This is a genomic window from Jutongia sp., assembly GCF_057878315.1.
This window is the reverse complement of sequence record NZ_DBLXSO010000020.1, coordinates 1-23,651: the sequence shown is the minus strand read 5'-3', so window position 1 is coordinate 23,651 and position 23,651 is coordinate 1. Positions and strand designations below refer to the sequence as shown.

Below are 23,651 nucleotides of genomic sequence, written 5' to 3'. Positions count from 1 at the left end.
AATTATGTATCTGATATTCTTCTGTGTCTACCGTGTTACTGCACCGGCGCTTGTCACTGCTGCACCGGAAGAAGGCTGTGCCGGTACCGGCGTATTCACTGCTGCCGGAACAGCTGTAGCTGTAGCCGCAGCTGCCTGATCGGCCATCACTGTCACCTGACAGACTGCACGTTTTCCATTCAATGTTGTAAATATAACGGAAACTGTTCCTTCCCTGTGTGCAGTAAGAACTCCCTTCGAGGATACGGACACCGTCTCTGTATCTGTACTTATCCAGGATCCCTTCTTATATACTTTCAACATCTTTGCAGGACTGACCGATGCCTTTAAGGTCTTTTTCTGTGCAACCCTCATCTTCAATGAAGAAGACATCTTTACCTTTGTCGGAACCTTGTCTGCTACAATAACCTTGACCAACTTTCTAAGTTTTTTGTTTTTCTTTGAAGTAACACGAATTGTTGTTACTCCTATTTTCTTTCCTTTGACCACACCCTTTTTGGATACGGTTGCGACCTTTCGGTTGGCGATCTCATACTTCACCGCCTTACTTGCTCCATTTGGCGCAATCGATGAAACACCCAGTGTCTGTTTCCCATGCACTTTCACCAGAACTGTGCTGTAGTTCAACGACATCATGATCGGCTTTGCTGCCGCAGCTGCTTTCCCCGGCATCTGTGCAGTAAGAACTGCCACGATCATTACAATTACCATCATTCGCTTCATAACGGATCTCATATTATTCCTCCATTTCTATCCGCCATCGCCCCATTTAATCCATTCTCCTGTCACAGTTCCCCTTGTTACTTCTGTGACGCTGCACATGCCAGAGCAGATGCGATCACCTTGTCCATATCAAAATACTGATATTGTCCCAATCTTCCCCCAAAGATCAGACCGCTCTCCTTCTCTGCCAGTGCATGATACTGCTGATACAACTCCGTATTTCTGGAATCGTTGACCGGATAATATGGTTCCTCGCCCGGCTTCCATTCGGAAGAATACTCTCTGGTGATCACCGTCACCGGCTGTGTGCCAAACGTGAAATGCTTATGCTCGATAATACGCGTGTATGGCACATCCGCCGCCGTATAATTCACCACGGCATTCCCCTGGTAATTCTCACAGTCTAACTTCTCTGTTTCAAACCGCAGAGAACGATACTGCAAATGTCCCAGACTGTATCCAAAATATTCATCAATCGGTCCTGTATACACCGTTGTATCCGCTTCAATCTGTTCACGAACCTTAAAATAGTCCGTATTGCACCGTACCTCGATTCCATCCAGAAGGCGTTCTACCATCTTCGTATAGCCATCTATCGGGATTCCCTGATAACGGTCATTGAAATAATTATTATCGTAGGTAAAACGCAGCGGCAGTCTCTTTATGATAAATGCCGGAAGCTCCGTACATTTCCTGCCCCACTGCTTCTGGGTATACCCCTTGATCAGCTTCTCATACACATCCGTTCCCACCAGACGGATCGCCTGCTCCTCAAGATTTGCAGGTTCACCGATCCCGGCATCCATGATCTGTTTATCAATGATCGCCTTTGCTTCCGCCGGTGTCTTAATCCCCCACATCTTACTAAACGTGTTCATATTAAACGGAAGATTGTAAAGCTCGTCCCCGTAAACAGCAACCGGTGAATTAATATACTGATTAAATTCCGTGTACCGGTTTACATATTGCCAGATCTTTTTGTCAGAAGTGTGGAAAATGTGTGCACCATAACGATGAACATGAATCCCATCGACCTCTTCGGTATAAATGTTGCCTGCAATATGATCTCTCTTCTCAATGACAAGACATTTCTTTCCCTGATCCGTCATCTCTCTCGCAAACACCGCGCCAAACAGACCTGCGCCCACGATCAAATAATCATACTTCATATTTCCCTCCTGTGTGACGGTTCCGGCTTTTCTGCCGGTCTTAACCGCATCTATTATCATAACGCACTAAATTATAAAAGTAAAGTATTGCTCTTACCCAAAAAATAATATTTTCCAAAAATATTCATGCCCGGATTGCCATGCGGGTCTTCCTTCTTCAGCATGCGATCCCACATCGCAAAAAACAGATGCCAGTGCTCCTGACTCGCCTTTGAGCATCTCTGCTTCTGGCGCCAGGTCAGCCCCTGCAGCTTCGTAAAGGATACATACGGCGTATATACGCAGTCTCCCCAGCGCTTTTTCGCCTTGAGGCAAAAAGAAAACCAGGTCTGATCTGAAAAGGCACCCCAGCCGTTCCATTTCTTGGTTCCCACCTCCAGATTTTCCTCCACCCAGTCACTGTATACCTCTTCCCGGACAGCAAGCACCGCACCTCCCACCAGAGAAACATTCTGCCTGAATGCAAGGCGGTACATATAGGAGGGATCCTTTCCCGGCACGCCCCGGTACAGGCTCATGATCTGTTCCGGACGGTCCGGACGATAACCATAGCCCGCATGAAAGATCCTTCCCCGACCGTCATAGACAACCGGCGCTGCGACCATATTCTCCCTTGGCACAAGGCAGGACAAAAGCTCCGTCAGCCATGCCCCGTCCGGCTGATCCGGGCGGTATCCGGCACGCACCATCACGATTACATCAAACTGCTTTTCATCCACATCAAACCTCGGCTGCACCACCGGGTGGATCTCAATCTCATAAGGAAGCCCGGACAACTCCTTTTTAAGCTTCTCCGCCAGCCGCTCCGTCTCTGCCATTACAAGCACCTTTGTATCCTGCGGCACATCATAATGTACCCGGTAAAACGGTCCATAGCCCTCTGCCGCCTGCACTCTGCCGACAATCCCGCGGCGCATAAGATGCTCCTCCAAGGCCCGTTTCCCGGCATCTATCGTATACGGCTTTGCCGCAGAGGAGGATGCCACAGAGCCGGCATGAATCCTCCAGTAATAACGAACCCTTGATACATGACAGATATTGTCCGCTTCATCCGTCAGACGAAGCAGCATATCATAATCCTGACTTCCGTCAAATTCACTCCGGAAGCCTCCCACCTTTTCCAGAAGGCGTCTGGAAAATACAGAAAAATGACAGATGTAATTGTTGCTGCGAAAACTTTCCGGCGAAAAATCCGGTTTGAAGTGGATATTCTGCACACGGTTTGTTGTTCCGTCGAACGAAAGCTCATCCGTATACACAAACTCTCCCTGATGATAATTGATCTGCTGCATCACATCGTAAAGTGCTGACGGATGCAGAAGATCATCATGATCCAATAACGCAATATAGTCGCCTGTGCTCATTTCGATCGCACGGTTGGTATTCTCCGAAATTCCCTCGTTGGACGCAAGTCTCTGATAGCTTATGCGCCCGTCCTTTTCCTGTGCCTTATGCACAAGCTCTGCAATCCTCGCACGGCATGCCTCATCATCACTGGCATCTGCCAGACAAAGTTCCCAGTCCGCATAGGTCTGATCCATCACAGACTGCAGCATCTGCACCAGAAACTCCTCGTTTGTATTGTAAAGCGGTACCACAATGCTGATCTTTACCTTTCTATCCGGCACCCAGGCAGACTGCTTATTTCGCTCCTCCTCCGATATTGCAAACGGACAGTATCTGCCCCCCAGATAATATTTGATGTAGGTGCGGTAAAGTACCTTTCTTGCAGTATAAATGACACCGTAATCCCGGCAGAATCTGCCAACCTTTGCCAACATGCTCATGAACTGCCTGTCTCCTCCGATCCTTTCCTGTATTAATAGTTACCAAGCAGCAATATAATATGAAAGATCCGATCATCCTCCGGACGCTGTCTGTAAATCCCTGACTCCTTTAAGAAACGGCTTCTTGCCACGAAAGACTTGCGAACCTCCAGAAATTTTACTGCGAGTTTAATATTTTCATTGTCCGGTTCCGTCTGCCCGAAAATACGGACAAACTCCTCCAGCTGATGACTGATATTCCCACGATTGCCCCGGAATCTTTTCAGGCGCATTTTCCATTCATCCATGCGCTTTGTCTTGGTTCCGAGAACATTGCCCTGATGCTGTCTGTAACAAATATGCGGCGTCTCATCATAATAAATCTCACCAAAGCAGACTGCTGTCAGATAAAGCCACCAGTCATGCATCACCGTAAACTGCGGAAGTTCCCTGGCTATCATATCACGCATCACCCGGTTAAATACCGCCGTACAGCCTGTCACAATATTCTCGATCATGGCATTGCAAAAGCCCGGACGCATCGGCGGCCGTTCAATCTCTGAGGTAAGCGGCTGCAGCTTTTGATCGACAAGCTTTGGCCTACAGCAGTAAAGTGCCGGTTTCTCCTTTGTCATTGTCTCCAGACGTTCGATGGCACTTGTCATCTTATCCGGCATCCAGTAATCATCCTGATCGCTGAACGCATAATAATCAGCCTCGTCCGCCCGCGAAAGCAGTTCAAAAAAGCTTCGGATCACGCCGACGTTCTCTCCCTGATACCAATGGAGCTTCCCGGGATATCTTACGGCATATTCCTCCAGAATATCCTGTGTTCCATCTACCGAACCGTCATCCCGGATCTGTATCTGAAAGGATGCCTTCGCATATTTCTCACAGTCCTGCTCCAGAAGCGAATCAAGCTGCTCTCTGATATATTCGGCTCCATTATAGGTTGACATCAGTATTTGTAGTGTTTTCATTGATCTCCTCCATCACGGACTGATAAATCTCACGCATTTTGCGCTCTACCACCGGAAGAGCAAAGTCCCTGACTCTTCTGCGGTTCCATCGTCCCATCTCACCTCGTCTCGTCTCGCGGTCTGTCTCACTTTTGCCGCCCCGTTCCGAAAACATACGGCGCACCTTCACGGCGTAATTCTCCGGCTCCCAGTCATCGACCAGATAACCGCCCTGCGTATGTTCCAGAAGATCAGTGATTCCGCGGATCCTTGTGGCGATCACCGGCAGTCCCACTGCCATTGCTTCCATCACAGCTACCGGCAGTCCCTCCTGAAAGGACGGAAACACAAAACAATCTGCCTTGCGAAGCATCGCCGGCACCTCATCCACATAGCCGGCAAACTTGACGCGGTTCTCAAGCCCCTGCTCCTTCACATGCTCCTTAAGCTTGTCCTCCCACGGTCCCGATCCGCAGATCACATAGACCAGAGGAAGATCCAACAGCTCTTTCATCGCATCGATCATCACAATATGATTCTTTCGCTTCGTCAGCTCTCCGACGCTGATCAGTATTCCATAATTGTCCGGAATGCTGTAGCGTTCATAAAGATCCACCTTTGCATCGGTCTTCCCCATGGTATAATCGGTCTTCCGGCTGTCCTGCAGTGCATCCAGCCGCATGCCGATTCCCATGATCCGCTCTACGCTCCCACGCACCGGAAAGCTCTGCGCTCTGCGGTAATCCTCGTCATTGATCAGGATCAATCTGTCCGTAAATCGGGACAGATAACGCTCCACCGGATAATAGATCCAGTTCTTCCACGGTGCTCCCTCATAAAAATGAAGACCGTGCGCCGTATAAAGAACAGGCACCTTGCGTCCTGTTTTCCTACGTACCGCCTGTGCTGCCAGACGTGCCACAACACCACTCATCGGCATATGACAATGGATCAGGTCAAAATTCTCCTGCTCTAAAAGCTTCTTTAACTGCCGGTATGCTTTGCTTACGCCCGGCGAGAACGGTGAACGCTCAAAATCGATCTGATGACAGGTCAGACCCATCCCGTCCAGACGATGATTATCCTTTCCGTATACAACCGTATTAAAATTAGCAGCATAATGAACCTCAAAGCCCATCTCCTGCAGTATCTTCACATTATTGGCTTCAAACTGCGGCAAAAATCCGCTCACCCTTGTGACTATCAATGCCTTCATATTCCAATATCCCCGCTACTTTTTCACGATTTCCTTCACAATTTCTTCGACTGATTCCGGATCCTGATCCGCCACATCCTTCTGCGCTGTCACCTGTCCCTCGGCAATGCCCTCCGTAGCGTCCTTTTTCAGGACTGTTTTCACGGTCATCAGGATCAGCTTGAGATCCATCCAGAAGGAGTAATTCTCAATATAGAAAAGATCCAGCTTCAGCTTATCGTAAGGAGTTGTATTATATTTGCCGTAGACCTGAGCAAATCCGGTGAGTCCCGCCTTCACTCTGGTACGGAATGCAAATTCCGGCATATTCTCACAGTATTCTTTAATGATCTCCGGCCGCTCCGGTCTTGGTCCCACAAAGGACATATCCCCACGAATGATATTAAACAGCTGCGGCAGCTCATCAATACGTGTAGCGCGGATAAAATGACCGACCGGTGTGATACGGCTGTCATTCTCTGAGGCTAACTTCGCCACGCCGTCGCTCTCTGCATTGACGATCATACTGCGGAACTTGATGATCTCAAACTCCCGGTTGTTCTTGGTGCAGCGCACCTGCCTGTAAAATACCGGTCCTCTGTCATACAGCTTGATTGCAAGAGCCGTCAGCAGCATCACCGGCGATAAAAGTACCGTAAGCGGTACGGCAATGACCAGATCAAGTGTTCTCTTGGCAAAACGCTGGTCAAAGCTTAACGTATATCCCTTCGACAAAAGAAACGGTGTATCAAATACATGGATCCGGTCCGCTCCCATCAGAATAATATCAGACACCTTCGGAATCACATATGCACGAATCTTATGCGCATAGCAGTATTTCAGAATATCATTTCGCTTGATGGCAGAAATATCACCGATGATCACCGCCTGAAACGACTTCATCTTCTCGGCGATCGCATCAATGCCCTCATCCACATTGATCGCATCGTAGATCGCATACTTGTCTCTTCTTGCCTCCACCTTATACACCAGATCGGCGGCCGGACGTTCCCCGTAGATCAGCAGGATCTTCCATGGCTGGAAAATACGGTTATAAAAATAGATAATGATCACATTCCATATTGTAGAAACGATCATCTCTACCAGAAATACCAGGCAAAGCTGCCCCGGATTTACAAAGCCAAACGCCAGAAGGCAGATCACCATATATGCTACTATATTCGTAAACAAAAGACTCAGATACTGAGACAGCATCACCTCGATCCGGCGAAGCTGTCCGATCTTGAGTCCGCCGTACATGGTCGAAAAGAAGAACATCAGCAGCGCATACAAAGCAAGCAGTGCATAATGTCCTTTGCGGTAGAAGGTCAGCTGGTACATGGTCGATGCATAGTAACCATACCAGGCATACGCAAAAATTGCTGTCATTAATATAATATTGACCAAGGATGCAAAAAATAAGATTGTCCTTTTATAAGGGTCGTAATTTTTCATTTCTTTTTCCATTGATATCTTTCCCCTGTTTCTCCCCTGTCATCGCATTAAGAGCCCTCGCAGGCTCTTTGTCTATTTCATCAGATTTTCCATGCCCTGCTTCTTAATATTTTCCAGGGAACGGTAAATGTGCTCATTGGCAAGCTTCTCTGCCAGCTCCTCGTTCTTCTCGCGGACTGCGTTTAAGATAGCCTTGTGCTCTTCGGCCGCTTTGCCGGCACGCCCCTGCGAGGACAACGTATTCTTACGGACACGCTCCACATAATGATGATAGTCCGACAGAATATGCTCCAGCACCGTACTGCCGCATGCCTTGTACAACAGCAGATGGAAACGGTTATCCAGTTCAAATATCTGTTCCCAGTGTTCTCTCTGGATATGAAAATCACTCAGATATGTGATCTCATCCAGATTGTCAAGCTGCTCCTCCGTAATATTGCGGCACGCCCACTTGGCACAAAGCCCCTCCAGATAAGAGCGGATCTCATAAATATCAAAAATGTCCTTCGCGGTGATGCCATTAACGTAAGCTCCCTTGTTGGGAATGATCGTCACAAGCCCCTCCAGCTCAAGCTGTCTTAATGCCTCCCTGACCGGCGTTCTGGAAACCCCCATGGACTTACTGATCGCCGCCTCTCTCAGCTCATCATTCTGTGCATACTTTCCAGACAGTATATCCTCTCTCAGGCGATGAAAGACCTTACCTCTCAGCGAATATCTGTCCGGCATTTCTCGTTCTCCATTATAATTATCCATATCTATCCTCACTCCGAAGCCTTCTGTCCGGCTCCTTAATTCTTAACCATTGCCGTTATCATAACATATCTTATCACAATTTAAAAGGGGGCAATCCTATACACATAAGAAGACGCACATAAGAAGAGACTCTCACTGTTTTTCCTTTTTCGGTTGAGAAATCATAAGAAAACGTTTATAATTAGAAAGAGTTACTTTACGAAGTAAATATAATATTATCTGGAGGAAATTATGTCTTACAACAAAAACAAACGAAAACAGCCCCAGAAGGAAGAAAAGTTCCCTCTTGGTCTGCTGCTTCCAATTATTGCATTTCTTGCGATCATTCCGCTGATCACGATGATGCATAACTATAACAACAATCTTGGCCAGTTTGAGTGGTTTACCACCTACACGGATGTCACAGACTTTTTCTTATATTTTAAAATGGTCTGGATCATCATCACCTGTGGCTATCTGGTCTTTTGCCTGATATATCTTTTCTTTGCCGTTGAGAAGAATCCAATCTGGATCAAGCAGCTCATTCCGATCGCTGTTTACTGCGGACTGTCTCTTCTCTCTGCGATCGCATCCAAGTATTCCTATTTCTCTTTCCACGGAATCTTCGAGCAGTTTGAATCTGTCTGGGTACTTCTCGGGTACGGTCTGATGGTTTACTACAGCTTTTTTATCATGCAAAGTGAATCGGCTTTGAAGCGAACCATGAACTGGTTTATGATCGGTATTGCCATCATGTCATTCCTCGGTCTTTCCCAGGCGTTCGGTCATGACTTTTTCCAGACTAAGTTTGGTCAGAGCCTGATCAAGCCGTCTACTTACAAGGAAGAGCTCGTTTTTAACTTCGAAAAGGGGCGTCCTTATATGACCTTATATAATCCAAACTATGTTGGATTTTATGCTGCACTTACCATTCCGGTTCTTTTGACACTGATCTTTGCCGTCAAAAAGTTCTGGCAGCGTATTGCAAGTGCCGTATTACTTGTTGCCGTCGTTATTATCCTGTTTGCATCCCAGTCCCGTGCCGGTATCATTGCGCTTGCCGTTTCACTGATTGTAATGCTTCTGTGCATGAGAAAGGTTTTCATCAAGAACTGGATTATCGCGGCAAGCGGTATCGTTCTGATCATTGCCGCCTTCTTCGCCGTCAATGCGATGAACAACAATGTTTTGCTGAATCGTCTGCAGGGGATGTTTACCTCTGAGGCAGAATATTATCCGCTCAAGGAGATCCAGACAAACGAGAATGACGTCACGGTTGTCTACCAGTCTGCCGAGCGAAACGCCGCAGAGAATGGCAAGACCACCAAAAACGATCAGCTTGTGATCAAGATGCTGCAGGACAAAAACGGAGCCGACTATTTTGAGCTGACAGACGGCTCTGGCAAGGAAGTTGGTTTTGCACTTGCAGAGGACGGTGTGACCAACAATATCACCGACCCACGTTTCCCATTCAGCTTTGCAGCCGTTCAGGATGATTCCTTCCATGGTTTTGAGATTACGATCGATGGCAATGCATGGTATCTTTCCAACCTGATGAACACAGAGGGACAAAGCGGCTACTATTGCCGCGGCGGCAACAATGCTATGATGAAGCTTGCTACGATCAAAGAGAGCGTTCCTTATCTTGACAAGCATTATAAGCTTGCCAACATGCGTGGTTACATGTGGGATCGTTCCATCCCTCTTCTGAAAAAATATTTCTTCCTCGGAAGCGGTCCGGATACCTTTATCATTGCATTTCCAAATAATGACCTTGTCGGCATGTATAATTCCGGTCATATCAACGAGCTGATCACCAAGCCGCACTGTATGTATCTGCAGGTTGGTGTGCAGACCGGTGTGCTTTCACTGATCGCACTGCTGATCTTCTTCGGCTGGTATCTGATCGATTCGATCCGTATCTACTGGAGATGTCATTATTCCGAATATATGACCTTTATCGGCGTCGGTGTGCTTGGTGCAGTGATCGGGTACCTGATCCTCTGCCTGACAAACGATTCCTGTGTTGCTTTGTCACCAATCTTCTACACACTGATCGGAATCGGGCTCGGCATCAACTATAAGCTCCGAAAGGACATGGCGTTTGTATTTGAGACATCAGAACCGGCAGCGAACCAGCCGTCAAATAATAAAAGTAAAAAGAAGAAAAAGAGAAAATAATAACATTCCGCATAATGATCGATCAGAAAGGAAGATGCCTATATGAATGCGCAAAAAGTCAGTTTTATTATTTGCACCGACAGTGAGTCCGCTCTTCACGAGTGTGAGATTTATATCAAACAGCTCACGGTTCCTGAGGAATTTGTTGTCAATGTTCTGCCGATCCGCGGTGCAAATTCCATGGCAGAGGGCTACAATGCCGGTATGCTTCAAACCGACGCCAAATACAAAGTATATCTTCATCAGGATGCTTTGATCCTTAATAAGAACTTCCTTCAGGATACACTTGCAATCTTTCAGGAAAACCCACAGATCGGTATGATCGGTATGGTTGGAACGAAACAGCTTCACAAAAACGGCTGTATCTGGACAAATCCAATGCGCACCGGCGCACTGCGTTCCCACCTGCTGACAACCTCCGATGATTATTTTGATGTGCCGATTCCGTCTAACCGCAGCTTCGCTATTGTTGAAGCGATCGACGGACTGCTTATGATGACACAACAGGATTTCCTCTGGCGGTCAGATCTGTTTACCGGATGGGATTTCTATGATCTGTCCCAGTGTCAGGAATTTGCGCGTGCCGGATACCGCATTGCCGTTCCACACCAGGAGACACCGTGGGTACTGCACGACAGCGGTGCACAGAATCTGAAAGATTATCATACCTACCGTAAGACCTATCTCGAAGAATATTATCCGGATAATCAGGTCGAGATTGACGCCTGTAAACGCTTTATTGCGACACAGACAACGGATGGCAGCACTAATACCGCAGTCAGCAGAGACAATGCGGTCAGCACTCTGATCTCGATGATCGACTTCCGCGACTACGAAGAGGCACTTCATTTCACACAGGAGAATCTGTCCCAAAATCAGGACAATGAACTTTTCTGTATCCTTACGGTATTTTTACAGATCTATCAGCAGGAGACAGAAGCCGGTCTTCACGAAGTATTCCTTCCATTGGAGAACGGTTCCCAGACCGCAGGCTGGCTTCCTCTGCATTACCAGAGGATCTGCCGCTACATCTGGCGTATCGAAAACGGACTTCCTCAGGAATATCTGGATGAAGCTCATCAGTATTTCAAACGCTGGCATGTATCCCGGACAGCACAGGATCGCATCCGCATCCTCTGTCTCCCGGAGTAGCATTAAAAGCCTTCCCATGCCCTATCCGCTTTGTGATCAATGCAAGTTCTTTAACAGAGTTACCTCAAAACGGGTAAAGCTTGGTGCATCGGTGCTGCTGTATGCCACAAGGGTTCCTCCCTGCCGCTCCACGATCTCCTTTGCAAGTGCCAGCCCAATACCTATACCCTCCGGACTGCCTTCCTGACCACTCCGGTGAACCCTGTAAAAACGGTTGAATATCTTTGGGAGCTCGCCCTGCTCGATGCCCGGTCCCTGATCGCTGATCTGCACAATATATGCCATCTGCGTCTCCGACCACAGGATCTGTAGCGTTCCTTCCTGCGGACTATACTCACAACAGTTTTTGATCAGATTCTGAAACGCCTCTGTCATCCATTCCCTTTCACACCATACCCTGCAATCATGCGCTCCGTGATAATGGATTTGAAGCTGTTTATCCCGGAACCCATCTGCCACCAGCTGACCACATTCCCGCAACATCATTTCCAGGTTACAGACTTCCTTTTCCATCGGAAGCATCCCGGATTCAAGCTGTGTCAGCTTCAAAAGCCCCATCACCAGCCTGTGAATTCGGTCTGCCTGTCTTCGTGCCTGCACAACCATATCCGACATCGGCGGCTTCGTGAGCTCCTTCTCAAAGATGTCCAAAAACACCTGAAGCGATGCCAGCGGGGTTTTGATCTGATGAGAAATATCTGTCATCATCTCTTTTAAATATCTCTGCTCTGCATGATGCGACACTTCTCTCTGTCCCAATATATGAACACATTCCAACAGATGGCTTTCCAGCCGTCCGACAACGCCTTCCTGATATCGGTGAAACAACTTCTCTTCCCACACCATTTCCGGCTGACGAATTTCCTCCTCCCTAGCGCTGTCTGCGAGAATCTCCTCCAGCACATCCCCGGTCCGGTCCACTTGTCTACTGAGTCTGCTAAGACTCCAGCCCCCGTATATCCATAATACAATAAGACCCGCCAGCAAAGTAATTCTCTGACAAAGATCCGTCTGCATATTTCCCACCATCACACGACATATCAGATATACTGCGCCACTGCATGTCCCGGTCAGAAGGATACTGCTCCATAAATAAAATCTGACTGCTCTTTCCTGCATTTTATCCTGCCTTCAATCCTTTCTTTCATCGTTGTCCGGCGTCTTCCTCTGCCTTCCAATTCCTTCTTCCATCGTTAGCTGCACCTTCGGGACCTGTCCTCCGGTTCTTTACTCCTTCAGTGACTCCATCCGATACCCCACACCGCGTATTGTCGTAATGCAGGATATCTCTCTTCCTGCATCAAGCTTCTGCCGCAGTCTCCTCATATAGACGGACAGCGTATTGTCATCCACAAAGGCCTCATCGACTGACCACAGGCGTTCCATCAGCTGCTCTCTGGTCAATATCTGTCCGATGTGATGCATAAACACCTGAAATAAACGATATTCACTTAAGGTCAGCTCCATCCGCAATTGTCCACGGTACGCACTCATCGTATCCTCATCAAGACGAAGCTCTCCATTGTTATATCCTCCATTGAATGTCCCCGTCTCCTTTTGTACCGGCACTAATTTCTCCCGACCTGCTTTCCTGGTGTTTGCGTAGATCCTTGCGATCAGTTCCTTCGTCCGAAACGGCTTCGTCACATAATCGTCACCATACTGCAGTCCATGAACCACATTGCCCTCATCCTCCAGTGCCGTCAAAAAGATCACCGGGATATCCTCTCTCTCTCCCTTGAACCACTCACATAGGGCAAAGCCATCACCGTCAGGCAACATCACATCCAAAAGCACCAGATCAAACTGATCCCCCTGTCTTCTCCAGCACGTCTTCGCACCGGCACAGTCAGACACACGCGTCACATCAATCCCCTCGCTCGACAGAGCGTATGATGTCCCCATCGCAAGTGTATCATCATCCTCAATAAATAAAACTTTTCTGCTCTCTTGCATCATCATTCCCCATTTCTGAACATCGTCTGCTCATAACCGGCATTTTCCTTTTCCCATACATTAAAGAAAAGAGCATGTGGTCTTCTCCGGCAATCCCAAACAAGACTCACATACTCTTATTAACATATCATTATTCGCCGTCTCCTGCAACAACCAGACGCACTGTTTTAAGGATAATACGGATATCCTCGCTGACAGACCACTTCATAATGTAATCTGTATCAAGCTCCACGATTTCCTCGAAATCCGTGATCTGATTGCGACCACTGACCTGCCAAAGTCCGGTGATACCCGGCTTGGAGGCGAGACGTCCCTTATGGTGTACATGATACTGCTCGTACTCATCCACTGTCGGCGGTCTTGTACCAACAATACTCATATCTCCCTTCAGTACATTGAAAAACTGCGGCAGCTCATCAATGGAATACTTACGGATAAACTTTCCGATTGGAATGATTCGCGGATCGTCCTCCATCTTAAACATCAGACCATCCATCTCATTCTCTTTCATCAGCTCTTTCTTACGTTCCTCTGCGTCCATATACATAGAACGGAACTTATAAATTTCAAAGGTACGACCATTCTTACCAACACGGGTCTGTTTAAAGAAGATTGGTCCCGGAGACTGCAGATAGATCACCGGTCCAATGAAAATGCTGATAAGCACGGTGAGAAAGCTTCCCACCAGTCCACCTGCAATGTCCAACAAACGTTTCATCATTACCTGACGCGCACTCGCCAGATGAAGACCTGTTGTAAGAACCGTGTAATTGCCCAGACGCTCCACTGTGCGGTTTGGAATATCATCCGGCACACGAACCAGATTTATATGAACCGTAACACCGGCACGGATCAGCTCATGATTCAGACGGCGGCTTTTGCGGCTGTCAAGCTGCACATTCAAAAAAACGCTGTCTACCACATGCTCCATCAGATAATCTCTGACACCATGGTAATCAGAAACAACCGGCACTCCCTCGATCTCTTCTGTTGCCGCCGCTTCCTGCATAACCTTTAATGCATCCTGATCAGCTCCGGACACTGCAGCAGTCTGATCCGCAGATTCATAAATATCATCCATCAGCACAACACCGATGACCTGATAATTTCTGTATTCGTCTTGTGAAAGCTCACGGACACACTGCTCAGCCCCATCACGGTTCGTAAAGATCAGCATCTGCTCGACATTCGGATTGCATGTCATCTTCTTTCGAAGCATATGCTTGCGCACACAGCGCAGAATATATGTAAAAATAACATGTAATACAAAATAAATCAGAAGACTCTCTCTGGAATAAATTCCTATCTCCTGCATCAGGAACAACAAGAATAACGCCATACCGTCAATCGACACACAATGTGTCACAGACTCTAACATCTCCCGAAGATAGCTTCTCCGCACGATTGCGGTATGACTGGATCTGATCAAGGATACACAGATATCCAATACAATCAGGATACAAAGCAGTCTGACATAATAGTTTGCCATACCACTGTCAGCACCATGCCTGCAGACATATCCAATATAAAATGCCACAATAATGCTGATGACATCCAATATACCGAAATCCAAATGTTTCAGCCAGCTTTTTTCTCTTCTCACATACATGTGATCACACCTCCCACTTTAATTGTCACACACAGCACATCTGCCACTTACGCAGAATTTATTATCCTGCTGTATATCCCCCTATCGTACGCAACGCTATGGGAATCTTACTTATCTTCATGACCATATGAACCATACTCCCCATATTGCCCATACTGACCGTACTTCCCATAACCATACTTTCCATAACCGTATTTGCCGTAGCCATATTTACCATATCCGTACTTTCCTCCACCCATCGGAACCTTGTTAAGCACTGTTCCGAGAATCTTAACCTCGCTTTTTGCAAGCTGGTTCTTAACATTCTGTACGAAATGATAACTGATTGCATCTGCCTCAACTACGATGATTGCTCCGTCACACTCCTTGGCAACAATCGCACTGTCGATGACAGAGCCAAGAGGCGGCGTATCGATCAGCACATAATCATAATTCTCTCTGCAGTATTTAATCAGATCATGAAAATGTGTACTCTCTAAAAGCTCTGCCGGATTTGGCACAAACGGACCGGAAAAAATAATATCCATCCCATCGATATCTGTATTCAGACATACTTCATCAAGCGTCTTTTGTCCGGATAAATAATGAGCAAGTCCGGCATCCACACTTCCGACCTTATATCGTCCTGCCAGCACAGACTTTCTCATGTCGGCATCGATCATGATAACACGTTTGCCACTCTCCGCAAAGGATACGGCAAGATTGAACGCCACACTACTTTTACCCTCGTTTGGCGTACAGCTTGTAAAATCAATTACCTGAACGCCTGATCCACTGAACTGGACATTGGTACGAAGTGATTTATATGCCTCATCGACACGATAATCTAACTTCTTTCGTCCTTCAAACTTTACCTTTGCCAACCTTCTCACCCATTTCCTTTCCTGGAACGCTGTCCTAACAGAAGACGATTCCAAATTCCACCGGAATGACCTTTACGTTTTCTCTTATCCTTCATCATCTGTTCCATTGCGCCCTCCTCGATCGGAATGACACCCAGATTATTCAGACCAAGATACTTCTCAACGTCATCCTCGCTGCAGATCGTATCATTTAACAGATACATCAGCACGATAAAGCCGGCACTTGCCACGAGACCTAAAAGACCGCCGATAGCAATATTCTTCTTGGTATTCGGACTGCTTGGACTGTTCTCCAGATGACCGTACTCTACTGTTGTCGGCTCATCCACATTCATGATTGCTGCGATTCTGGATACAGATACCTCGCTGATCTCGTCCACGATCTCCTTTGCCATATATGGATCATCTGCTGTCACGGTAATATCAAGAATACGTGTATCGGACTGATTATTCAGTGATACCATACCCTTGAGTGTCTCATATTCCATATCCAGTCTGAGATTGTCAATCACAGTCTCCAACACCGGACGGCTCTGTACGAGCACCATATAATCCTGTGTCAACTGGGCTCCCGCCTGCAGATCGGTCAGTGATGTGAGTGCCGATGTCTGTCCTACGATATAAAGCTTTGAAGTGGACTGATACTTCGGCGTGATCAGAAACATGGTTCCGATCCCGGCTACTGCTGCAAGGATGATACCTGTCATCAGTATGCTGAACCATCTGGCGCGCACTACCCCAAAAAGTTCTAATAAATCAATTTCGATTTCTTCATCTTGCTGTTTTTCCATAGATTCCCTCTTATCTTTCTAATCTCCCGATTAATCAATATATTTGTCAGACAGCATTGTCTCCGGATATTTGTTCAGAATCTTTTGAAGAATGCGTTCTGCATCCGGATTCTGCCCGAAATATCGAAGAGCATCTTTCATCAGCGGCTTACGATAATCCATTCCATGACAGTCACTTCCCATAAACTGGATGTAGCCATCCAAAATCAACCGACGATGGTAAGCAGCTCTCCGCTGTAAAAAGCCACCCACAATACTTTCCGTATTCATCTGGAAATAACATCCCATCTTGGCAAGCTCCTCGATATGGTCATAGTTCTTATACAGTGCTTCATAGCGTTCCATATGAGCAATGATCGGAATATATCCGGCCATAATGTACTCATGCAGTGAATGGTAAAGCACCTGATACTTGTCAGATGGAAGAAATTCTACCAGAATATAGCGTGTTCCAGCCATCGTCAATGCACGACCCTTCTGCAGCTCCTCCACCATCCCCGGACCGTTTAACAGTTCATTACCAAGCGAAACAGTAAAGGAATGATCAATTTCGTCCGCCTGCTTCTGAAGCAGGGCAAGTTTTTCTTTGAGTTCATCTACCGGATGATTATCTCCCTTCACAGAGAAATGTGGTGTTGCCACAATATGGCGTACTCCCTGATCATATGCCATCTGAAGCATGTGCTTTGATTCATCCGGACTTTTGGAACCGTCGTCTACTCCTGGTAAGATATGCGTATGTATGTCATAAAACCCGGTTTCCATGAAATCTCCCTCCCTACTCTGCATAGATCGTATGCAGATAACGTTTCCATATCATCAGCGCGATCGCAACAAGAATGCCGAGACATCCCATATACATCAGTACATTGATGCTCCACGCAGCATATTTCTGTAAGAACTGCAGATAATATACCGGCGTTGCCTCAATCTTTGCGGTCACCTTTAATAATTTTGCAAGCACTGCACCTCCTGCAACAAGACAGGATGATATCAGAATGGAAATGCACATAATGCGTGCCGCCTTATGCGGATAACCATACAATCTGCATGCAAGTATAAAAAATACTAACAGCATAATAATGCTGACAATACAGGTCAGATAAAACCATCCAAGGAATGATGTGCGACTCTCATAGATCACTCTGCCCAGCTTGAACTGAAGCATGTTCTCATAGGTATCCTTCAGCGTCTCAATCATCTGCTGATTACTCTCATCACTCTTGCCTGTCACCTCAGTTTTCAGGGCATTTTCAATGCCATCTGTTGAAACAGCAGCATCCTTTTCTCCGGCAAGAACCTTGCTGATATACTGCTTCTCCTCAATATATACACTGGACAATGTATAAACCTCAGAGGCAATCTTTCCATCATAGCCTGCTTCCTCAAGCTGTCCCTGTGCCGTTTCGCGGATCATCTGAGTCACCCCGAGGAAATAGTCACTCTCCATCAACTGGCGCTGAATGGAATTATTATTGTATGCTCCAAAATATAATCCCAATGCAACCATCAGAAGAAGCGTCCATCCACCGGCAGAAACACCTACTCCTGCTGCAATAATTCCACGAAGTCTGCGGTTCTTTTTGTGCTGGCGCTTGATCATAACAATATAATATACGACAGCAGCAATTGCTGCAACTGAAATTCCTGAAATCACCCAGAAAAGAATTTTCCATAATGAAATATGAACAATCTTACTTAAAAAGTTATCCTTCACATCCTGTGCTTTACTGTTGTCGTCTTTAGAATCGGTATTGTTATTCTGAACAGTAAAAGCTGATCCATTTCCTGAGATCGTCACTTTGCCCTGCTTTGCCTGCTCTCTGTCCACATCCTCAAAGCCGATGGAATTGCCAAGATCCTCTTCCTTACCCCAGTTATTCACACCGGTAGAAGACTGATCCGCTGCCGGTGTGGCCGTGGCAGTCTGAGCATCCATCTGCTGTGTCTCTGTCTTATCACTTTTGCTGTCGTCAGACTTTGTCCCCGGCTTTCCTAAGATTGTCTTTAATAAAAGCTTATTCTTCGCCTCTTCCTTCTTGGAATGCTCCGGTTCCGGTGTTGCTGTATCATTACCGGATGCCGGCGCCTCTGAGATCAGATCACAATATCCTTCCTGTACCAGCTCCTGATAACTTCCATGGAACTGTGAAATGTATCCCTGTGCCTGTGCCGCCGAAAGATCTACACCGTCCTGCGCAAGCTTTGCCTGTCCCTGCCCAATATAGGAGCTCTTCACAACATATGTGGCACCGTTATAAGAAAACGACTGGGACACCGCAGAGATCAGACTCTGCTCATTTGCATTGATCTCCCCTGCCTGTACACTGACAGCACTTAGGGCAAAAGCCGCTATTCCAATTATTAATCCTGTTAATCTGCGTTTCATAACTTCCCTTTCCTACTGTTCATTTGTATATATTTGCACATCAGAACGAACATCCCCCTGAACATAAACAACTCCACAGTCTGCCACAGAAGGATCTATGGCATTCTGCAGATCGCCCTTCAGATAATATGTCTTCTGAAGTTCCAGATCCTCTACTGTCCAGTACTCCAGATCGGTACTTTCCCTGCTGACACGGATCGTGCCATCGTGATTCACCTCCGGAGTGCCACCGGTTGCCCCGGTCGCAAGCGTGAACAGAAGATTTCTTCCACTTGTTTTCTTGGTATACGTCTTTCCATTTAAGCAAACGGTAATATTCCCATAATATTGCTTATTGATCAAATACGCTGTCATCGTCATACCGTCCTTTTCCACCAGACTGGTAGAAACCACCAGAGTGGAGACATCTGCAGGCACCGGTGACACGGTTGCTGTCGGAGCAGCCGGCTCCTGTGTTACCTGTGGTGCTGACGATACACCTGCTGTCGCTGTCGCTGCCGCCGGTGACGTTGATATCGGCGCCGGTGCTGCAGACGAATCCGGCTTACTGCTTTCCGTCGGTACAGCCGTCTTTTTCTTTTTCACCGTCACGGTACAAACAGCCTTTAGCGATGGCTTCTTTACAGACTGAACCGTTATTTTCACCTTGCCGGTCTTTTTGGCGGTCACTTTACCCTTCGCTGTAACAGAAGCAATCTTCTTATTACTGCTGCGCCACTTTAATCTGCCCTTTGCCGCTTTTCCTTTTGCTTTAAGCCGGAAGCTTTTTCCTGCCGTGATCGTCTTTTTAGTGGTATTAAACCAAAGAGCTTTCTTGCCGGCATGGCAGACCGACGAAGCAGCATTAAACTGACAAAGCAATGCAATCACCAAAAGAATACATCCTGCTTTTCTGCTAACCCTCACCATATTCTATCCCCATTTCGAAGTTTAACAATCATCATTTCATGAAAACAGGATCGTTACAAACGTAACGATCCTGTCATGTTTACTTATTACGCTTGGATATTACTTTGAGATAACGAATCCGTACTTCTCCTGAACTGCCTTTGCGATATCCAATGTTACATTACCATTCTGAACAGTCACTGTGCAAGCACCTGCTGCGCCTGTGATAGTAGCTGTAACAGTTCCATCCTCTGCAACGGCTACGGTAGCTGCGTATGCACCATTACCCTCTACAGAACCAACCTTAAGGTCACTTACTGTATAAGATCCGTTTGCACCCTTAACTGTCAGAGAGAACTCACCCTCAACAGCAACCTTAGCAACATCTCCGTCAGCCTTAACAGTCAGATTGTAGTCCTTACCATTGTAAGAAACAACTGCTGTATCCTTTCCAGCTTCCTTATTTACAACGAATCCACCAAACGCCTTGTTGTCATATGCCTTTGATACGAATGACTCAGCTGCCTTAACAGCATCCTTCTGGGCACTTGCCTCAAATCTGTCGCGGATTGTCTCGATTGCTGCAACAGCGCCTGCTGTAATCTCAGCATCGTTACCCTCTCCAAAGCTTACCTTGTAAGAAGATCCCTCAGCAAGAGCCGGAAGATTATAACTCAGATCACCATTATCCTTAACAACAGGAGCGATTGTCTCAATCGGTGCTGCTGTTGGCTCTGTAGATGGCGATACTACCGGGCTGGTAGACGGTGACACTACTGGGCTTGTAGATGGTGACACTACCGGTGTCTCTGTAGGTGCTGCTGTTGGAGCAACAGTAGGAACTGTTGTAGGAGCTACTGTAGCTGTAGGTGCTACTGTAGGAGCTGTTGTTACGGAAGGACCTGTTGTAATTGCAGGATTAGATGCGATAGCTGCACCTGTGACAAGAACTGCAACAGTTGCTTTCTTCTTGCTTCCGTCCACTGCCTTTACAGTGATCTTAGCATTACCGGCCTTGATACCTGTGATAACACCCTTAGCGTTAACCTTAGCGATCTTCTTTGCATTTGATGTGAATGCAAGAGCCTTGAGTGTAGCCTTCTTAGGCTTTACAGATGTCTTGATCTTCTGCTTTGCACCAACATTAACTGTAATGTTCTTTGTTGCTGTAACCTTTGTTACTTTCTTCTTGATTTTCTTAACAACAACCTTTACAACAACTTTCTTGCTGCCAGACTTGATTGTGATCTTAGCGTTACCCGGCTTCTTAGCCTTTACAAGACCCTTCTTAGATACAGAAGCTACTTTCTTCTTGTTGATCTTGTATGTAACCTTTGCCTTCTTAGGCTTTACAGTTACCTTAAGCTGCTTTGAACCATAACCTGCAGCTGCGCCCTTGTAAAGAACGATCTTCTTTGTCTTTACTGTGAGCTTCTTTGCCTTAACCGCTGCCTGAGCCGGTGCTGCAGGAACGATTGATGTGATTACCATTGCTGCAGCGGCTACTGTAGCAATCGCTTTCTTGATTGTCTTACTTCTCATCGTTTTGCCTCCTAACATTTATGCCCCTCACCCTGATATACCAGACTGAATCTGATAAATCTCATCTCTTCTCCATCGGTATTTTAATGATAGGCATTTTGTTGTTTAATATAACAATTTTCGAAACTTATTTTAGTTGATCGAATATCAATTGTCAAGATAACACCCAGCCAATTGATTCGTTTTGTGAATTTCATCTATTTTTTTCTTTTTTTCTCAAAAAAAACCAACAAACTGCACATTATGACCAATTTCATCTGACACATATATGACATATTTTATATAAACACGCTTACTATTTGTTGCTTTTCCACAACAACGACTTCTATTTCAGCTTTTCCAGAGACATCAATACAAAGCTGACCACCAAAAGAACACAGGAAATCCAGATCACATGAATACCGTAATACGAGGAAGTAATTCCTCCAATACCGGCTCCAATCGCAAATGTCGCGATCACACCAAAATAATATCCCATCTGTCGAAGCTGCTCCTTCTTATGTTCCCTTGCATATAAAGATAACGCCGCCATACCGCTCCGCAGATTACCGATACACATCGTGCTTGCATACGAATATCCACCGACCTTCCGAAACGACTGCACCTGCATGGCACAGGCAAAGGAAACTAATATTGTCGCCGCCATATTATACGTCTGCGGTATAAAACCGACCACTGCCAATATCACAATCTCTGCCAGCAAAATTCCCTGTCTCCAATGAATCCGCTTTGCATTCCGGTAACGGTACTGAACATTTTCCGCAAGAAGCACTCCTGCCGCAAACGCGAGAAGCGGCAACAGATAACGCAGCCCTTCGTACCATCTTCCTTCCATAAAATGCTGACTCATAAGAACAACATTTCCCGTCTGTGCATTCGAAAAAACCTCGTCCCTGCAGTTATATGTATATGCGTCCTGAAATCCACCGGACAATGCCAGAAAAAATGAATTGATGAACGCCTCCGACATCTGCCTCTGCGGCAGAAATTCCGCAAGCTTGAACTCCTTCTTTGCCACTTGGCAACAACCTCTTTTCTTTCATGATATAAAAATGACTAATTACGCCTATAGAAGTATAACTATACAAAATCTCACTGTCAATGCTGCCACTGATACTTTCCGCCTATGGCAGGATACACAGAAGTTATTTGTATGATTGATGAATTCATGGTATAATTTATGTAATTATGCATAAATCACGCATTAAAGGAGGTCAATATGGATCAATATATTTTAAGTTGCTGCTCAACGGCTGATCTTTCCAAGGAACAGTTTGAAGCACGCAATATTTCTTATATCTGTTTTCACTACGAGCTGGACGGAACCGCTTACGCAGATGATCTGGGACAATCCATGGATTTTAAGGATTTCTATCACCGCATGGCAACCGGTTCGGACACCAAAACATCGCAGGTCAATGCAGACGAATATGAATCCTATTTCCGCAAATTTCTGGAGCAGGGTCTTGATATTCTCCATCTGACCCTTTCCTCCGGCATCTCCGGCTCGATCAATTCCGCTAACATTGCTGCCGAAATTCTCCGCGAAGAATTTCCGGATCGTAAAATATATGTTGTCGATTCTTTATCCGCTTCTTCCGGCTACGGACTGCTGATGGATAAGCTTGCCGATCTGCGTGATGAGGGAAAGGATATTGATGAGGTTCGCCGGTTTGCGCTGGATCACCGTTTAAACGCACAGCACTGGTTCTTCTCTACAGATCTTTCCTTCTATGTAAAAGGGGGACGTATCTCCAAGACCTCCGGTGCTGTCGGAACGGTTCTTGGCATCTGTCCTTTGCTAAATGTCAACAACACCGGTCATCTGATCCCGCGCTACAAGATCCGCAGCAAGAAAAAGGTCATCGCAGCGATTGTGGAACGTATGAAAGAAAATGCAGAGAACGGTCTGGATTATGCCGATAAATGTTTTATCTCCCACTCCGACTGCTATGAAGATGCCAAAACCGTTGCCGACAAGGTTGAGCAGACATTTCCACATTTAAAGGGACATGTTGAGATCAATTATATCGGTACCACGATCGGAAGTCATACCGGTCCGGGAACCGTAGCTCTGTTCTTCTGGGGAAAGGAACGTACCGAATAAGTCTGTGAAAACGATATTTTCAAAGAACGCCTCCGAGCAAAACAACTCGGAGACGTTCTTATTTTCATTAAACTCAAACTTCGCACACCGATTAGTTGATTGCGCCCATACTATTTCTTATGTCCGAGGAAAATTATTATAGATTTTTGCCTCAGTATATCTGACGAAACC

Annotated in this window: 20 protein-coding genes; 3 read left to right on the top strand and 17 right to left on the bottom strand. The window is 46.4% G+C overall.

The features are described 5' to 3' along the window. Positions 1-27: 27 nt before the first annotated feature. From ACZLMD_RS06540 to ACZLMD_RS06510, 7 genes are all read right to left on the bottom strand, one after another. Positions 28-735, bottom strand: a complete 708-nt coding sequence (locus tag ACZLMD_RS06540) for an Ig-like domain-containing protein (protein WP_482523070.1) — start codon at positions 733-735, stop codon at positions 28-30. 65 nt (positions 736-800) lie between these two features. Continuing rightward, the gene (glf, locus tag ACZLMD_RS06535) at positions 801-1,892 is read right to left on the bottom strand and encodes a UDP-galactopyranose mutase (protein ID WP_118561194.1); all 1,092 of its coding nucleotides are present in this window, start codon (positions 1,890-1,892) and stop codon (positions 801-803) included. A 71-nt stretch (positions 1,893-1,963) separates the two neighbouring features. After that, positions 1,964-3,679: a glycosyltransferase family 2 protein gene (locus ACZLMD_RS06530; protein WP_482523525.1), complete on the bottom strand. Its 1,716-nt coding sequence runs from the start codon at positions 3,677-3,679 to the stop codon at positions 1,964-1,966. 32 nt (positions 3,680-3,711) lie between these two features. After that, positions 3,712-4,638 carry a glycosyltransferase family 2 protein gene (locus ACZLMD_RS06525; protein WP_482523524.1) on the bottom strand — a complete coding sequence of 309 codons (927 nt, stop codon included), beginning with the start codon at positions 4,636-4,638 and terminating at the stop codon, positions 3,712-3,714. Further along, on the bottom strand, positions 4,604-5,833 hold the full coding sequence (locus ACZLMD_RS06520; protein ID WP_482522385.1) for a glycosyltransferase family 4 protein: 1,230 nt from the start codon (positions 5,831-5,833) through the stop codon (positions 4,604-4,606). The genes ACZLMD_RS06525 and ACZLMD_RS06520 overlap by 35 nt, the downstream gene beginning before the upstream one ends. A gap of 15 nt (positions 5,834-5,848) precedes the next feature. Beyond that, on the bottom strand, positions 5,849-7,279 hold the full coding sequence (locus ACZLMD_RS06515) for a sugar transferase (protein WP_482523523.1): 1,431 nt from the start codon (positions 7,277-7,279) through the stop codon (positions 5,849-5,851). Positions 7,280-7,339: 60 nt separating this feature from the next. Continuing rightward, complete coding sequence (locus tag ACZLMD_RS06510; RefSeq protein ID WP_118561174.1) at positions 7,340-8,023, bottom strand: GntR family transcriptional regulator; 684 nt, start codon at positions 8,021-8,023, stop codon at positions 7,340-7,342. 231 nt (positions 8,024-8,254) lie between these two features. Here ACZLMD_RS06510 and ACZLMD_RS06505 point away from each other — a divergent pair, with 231 nt between their 5' ends. Both ACZLMD_RS06505 and ACZLMD_RS06500 read left to right on the top strand, forming a co-directional pair. Next, entirely contained in the window at positions 8,255-10,183 is a 1,929-nt protein-coding gene (locus ACZLMD_RS06505) for an O-antigen ligase family protein (RefSeq protein ID WP_482522293.1), read from the top strand. 42 nt (positions 10,184-10,225) lie between these two features. Continuing rightward, positions 10,226-11,335 (top strand): glycosyltransferase family protein, encoded by a 1,110-nt coding sequence (locus ACZLMD_RS06500; RefSeq protein ID WP_482523522.1) that lies wholly within the window; start codon positions 10,226-10,228, stop codon positions 11,333-11,335. Positions 11,336-11,371: 36 nt separating this feature from the next. Here ACZLMD_RS06500 and ACZLMD_RS06495 read toward each other — a convergent pair whose 3' ends face one another. The 10 genes from ACZLMD_RS06495 to ACZLMD_RS06450 form a co-directional block, all read right to left on the bottom strand. Continuing rightward, positions 11,372-12,454 carry a sensor histidine kinase gene (locus tag ACZLMD_RS06495; protein ID WP_489495385.1) on the bottom strand — a complete coding sequence of 361 codons (1,083 nt, stop codon included), beginning with the start codon at positions 12,452-12,454 and terminating at the stop codon, positions 11,372-11,374. Between the two features lie 108 nt (positions 12,455-12,562). Next, a complete protein-coding gene (locus ACZLMD_RS06490) occupies positions 12,563-13,297 on the bottom strand; it encodes a response regulator transcription factor (RefSeq protein WP_482523520.1) in 735 nt (244 codons plus the stop codon). Positions 13,298-13,421: 124 nt separating this feature from the next. After that, positions 13,422-14,900 (bottom strand): sugar transferase, encoded by a 1,479-nt coding sequence (locus tag ACZLMD_RS06485; protein ID WP_489495384.1) that lies wholly within the window; start codon positions 14,898-14,900, stop codon positions 13,422-13,424. A 107-nt stretch (positions 14,901-15,007) separates the two neighbouring features. Further along, the gene (locus ACZLMD_RS06480; RefSeq protein ID WP_022307084.1) at positions 15,008-15,772 is read right to left on the bottom strand and encodes a CpsD/CapB family tyrosine-protein kinase; all 765 of its coding nucleotides are present in this window, start codon (positions 15,770-15,772) and stop codon (positions 15,008-15,010) included. Further along, a complete protein-coding gene (locus tag ACZLMD_RS06475; protein ID WP_118561184.1) occupies positions 15,769-16,554 on the bottom strand; it encodes a YveK family protein in 786 nt (261 codons plus the stop codon). The genes ACZLMD_RS06480 and ACZLMD_RS06475 overlap by 4 nt, the downstream gene beginning before the upstream one ends. 30 nt (positions 16,555-16,584) lie before the next feature. Then, positions 16,585-17,319, bottom strand: a complete 735-nt coding sequence (locus ACZLMD_RS06470; protein WP_022307086.1) for a CpsB/CapC family capsule biosynthesis tyrosine phosphatase — start codon at positions 17,317-17,319, stop codon at positions 16,585-16,587. 13 nt (positions 17,320-17,332) lie between these two features. After that, a complete protein-coding gene (locus tag ACZLMD_RS06465) occupies positions 17,333-18,943 on the bottom strand; it encodes a hypothetical protein (protein WP_489495383.1) in 1,611 nt (536 codons plus the stop codon). Positions 18,944-18,955: 12 nt separating this feature from the next. Continuing rightward, entirely contained in the window at positions 18,956-19,813 is an 858-nt protein-coding gene (locus ACZLMD_RS06460; protein WP_243100648.1) for an Ig-like domain-containing protein, read from the bottom strand. Between the two features lie 138 nt (positions 19,814-19,951). After that, on the bottom strand, positions 19,952-21,373 hold the full coding sequence (locus ACZLMD_RS06455; RefSeq protein WP_482522479.1) for an Ig-like domain-containing protein: 1,422 nt from the start codon (positions 21,371-21,373) through the stop codon (positions 19,952-19,954). Positions 21,374-21,698: 325 nt separating this feature from the next. Beyond that, entirely contained in the window at positions 21,699-22,343 is a 645-nt protein-coding gene (locus ACZLMD_RS06450) for a YoaK family protein (RefSeq protein ID WP_118561201.1), read from the bottom strand. 249 nt (positions 22,344-22,592) lie between these two features. Here ACZLMD_RS06450 and ACZLMD_RS06445 point away from each other — a divergent pair, with 249 nt between their 5' ends. Further along, positions 22,593-23,480, top strand: a complete 888-nt coding sequence (locus ACZLMD_RS06445) for a DegV family protein (protein ID WP_118561192.1) — start codon at positions 22,593-22,595, stop codon at positions 23,478-23,480. Positions 23,481-23,651: the final 171 nt, after the last annotated feature.

What these genes read in the sequence shown, in the direction of transcription:
- ACZLMD_RS06485 (WP_489495384.1), bottom strand. Translation starts at nt 14,900, where the DNA reads ATGTATGTGAGAAGAGAAAAAAGCTGGCTGAAACATTTGGATTTCGGT.
- ACZLMD_RS06510 (WP_118561174.1), bottom strand. Translation starts at nt 8,023, where the DNA reads ATGGATAATTATAATGGAGAACGAGAAATGCCGGACAGATATTCGCTG.
- ACZLMD_RS06455 (WP_482522479.1), bottom strand. Translation starts at nt 21,373, where the DNA reads ATGAGAAGTAAGACAATCAAGAAAGCGATTGCTACAGTAGCCGCTGCA.
- ACZLMD_RS06445 (WP_118561192.1), top strand. Translation starts at nt 22,593, where the DNA reads ATGGATCAATATATTTTAAGTTGCTGCTCAACGGCTGATCTTTCCAAG.
- ACZLMD_RS06495 (WP_489495385.1), bottom strand. Translation starts at nt 12,454, where the DNA reads ATGCAGGAAAGAGCAGTCAGATTTTATTTATGGAGCAGTATCCTTCTG.
- glf (WP_118561194.1), bottom strand. Translation starts at nt 1,892, where the DNA reads ATGAAGTATGATTATTTGATCGTGGGCGCAGGTCTGTTTGGCGCGGTG.
- ACZLMD_RS06515 (WP_482523523.1), bottom strand. Translation starts at nt 7,279, where the DNA reads ATGGAAAAAGAAATGAAAAATTACGACCCTTATAAAAGGACAATCTTA.
- ACZLMD_RS06475 (WP_118561184.1), bottom strand. Translation starts at nt 16,554, where the DNA reads ATGGAAAAACAGCAAGATGAAGAAATCGAAATTGATTTATTAGAACTT.
- ACZLMD_RS06530 (WP_482523525.1), bottom strand. Translation starts at nt 3,679, where the DNA reads ATGAGCATGTTGGCAAAGGTTGGCAGATTCTGCCGGGATTACGGTGTC.
- ACZLMD_RS06500 (WP_482523522.1), top strand. Translation starts at nt 10,226, where the DNA reads ATGAATGCGCAAAAAGTCAGTTTTATTATTTGCACCGACAGTGAGTCC.
- ACZLMD_RS06505 (WP_482522293.1), top strand. Translation starts at nt 8,255, where the DNA reads ATGTCTTACAACAAAAACAAACGAAAACAGCCCCAGAAGGAAGAAAAG.
- ACZLMD_RS06450 (WP_118561201.1), bottom strand. Translation starts at nt 22,343, where the DNA reads ATGTCGGAGGCGTTCATCAATTCATTTTTTCTGGCATTGTCCGGTGGA.
- ACZLMD_RS06540 (WP_482523070.1), bottom strand. Translation starts at nt 735, where the DNA reads ATGAGATCCGTTATGAAGCGAATGATGGTAATTGTAATGATCGTGGCA.
- ACZLMD_RS06490 (WP_482523520.1), bottom strand. Translation starts at nt 13,297, where the DNA reads ATGATGATGCAAGAGAGCAGAAAAGTTTTATTTATTGAGGATGATGAT.
- ACZLMD_RS06520 (WP_482522385.1), bottom strand. Translation starts at nt 5,833, where the DNA reads ATGAAGGCATTGATAGTCACAAGGGTGAGCGGATTTTTGCCGCAGTTT.
- ACZLMD_RS06525 (WP_482523524.1), bottom strand. Translation starts at nt 4,638, where the DNA reads ATGAAAACACTACAAATACTGATGTCAACCTATAATGGAGCCGAATAT.
- ACZLMD_RS06465 (WP_489495383.1), bottom strand. Translation starts at nt 18,943, where the DNA reads ATGAAACGCAGATTAACAGGATTAATAATTGGAATAGCGGCTTTTGCC.
- ACZLMD_RS06470 (WP_022307086.1), bottom strand. Translation starts at nt 17,319, where the DNA reads ATGGAAACCGGGTTTTATGACATACATACGCATATCTTACCAGGAGTA.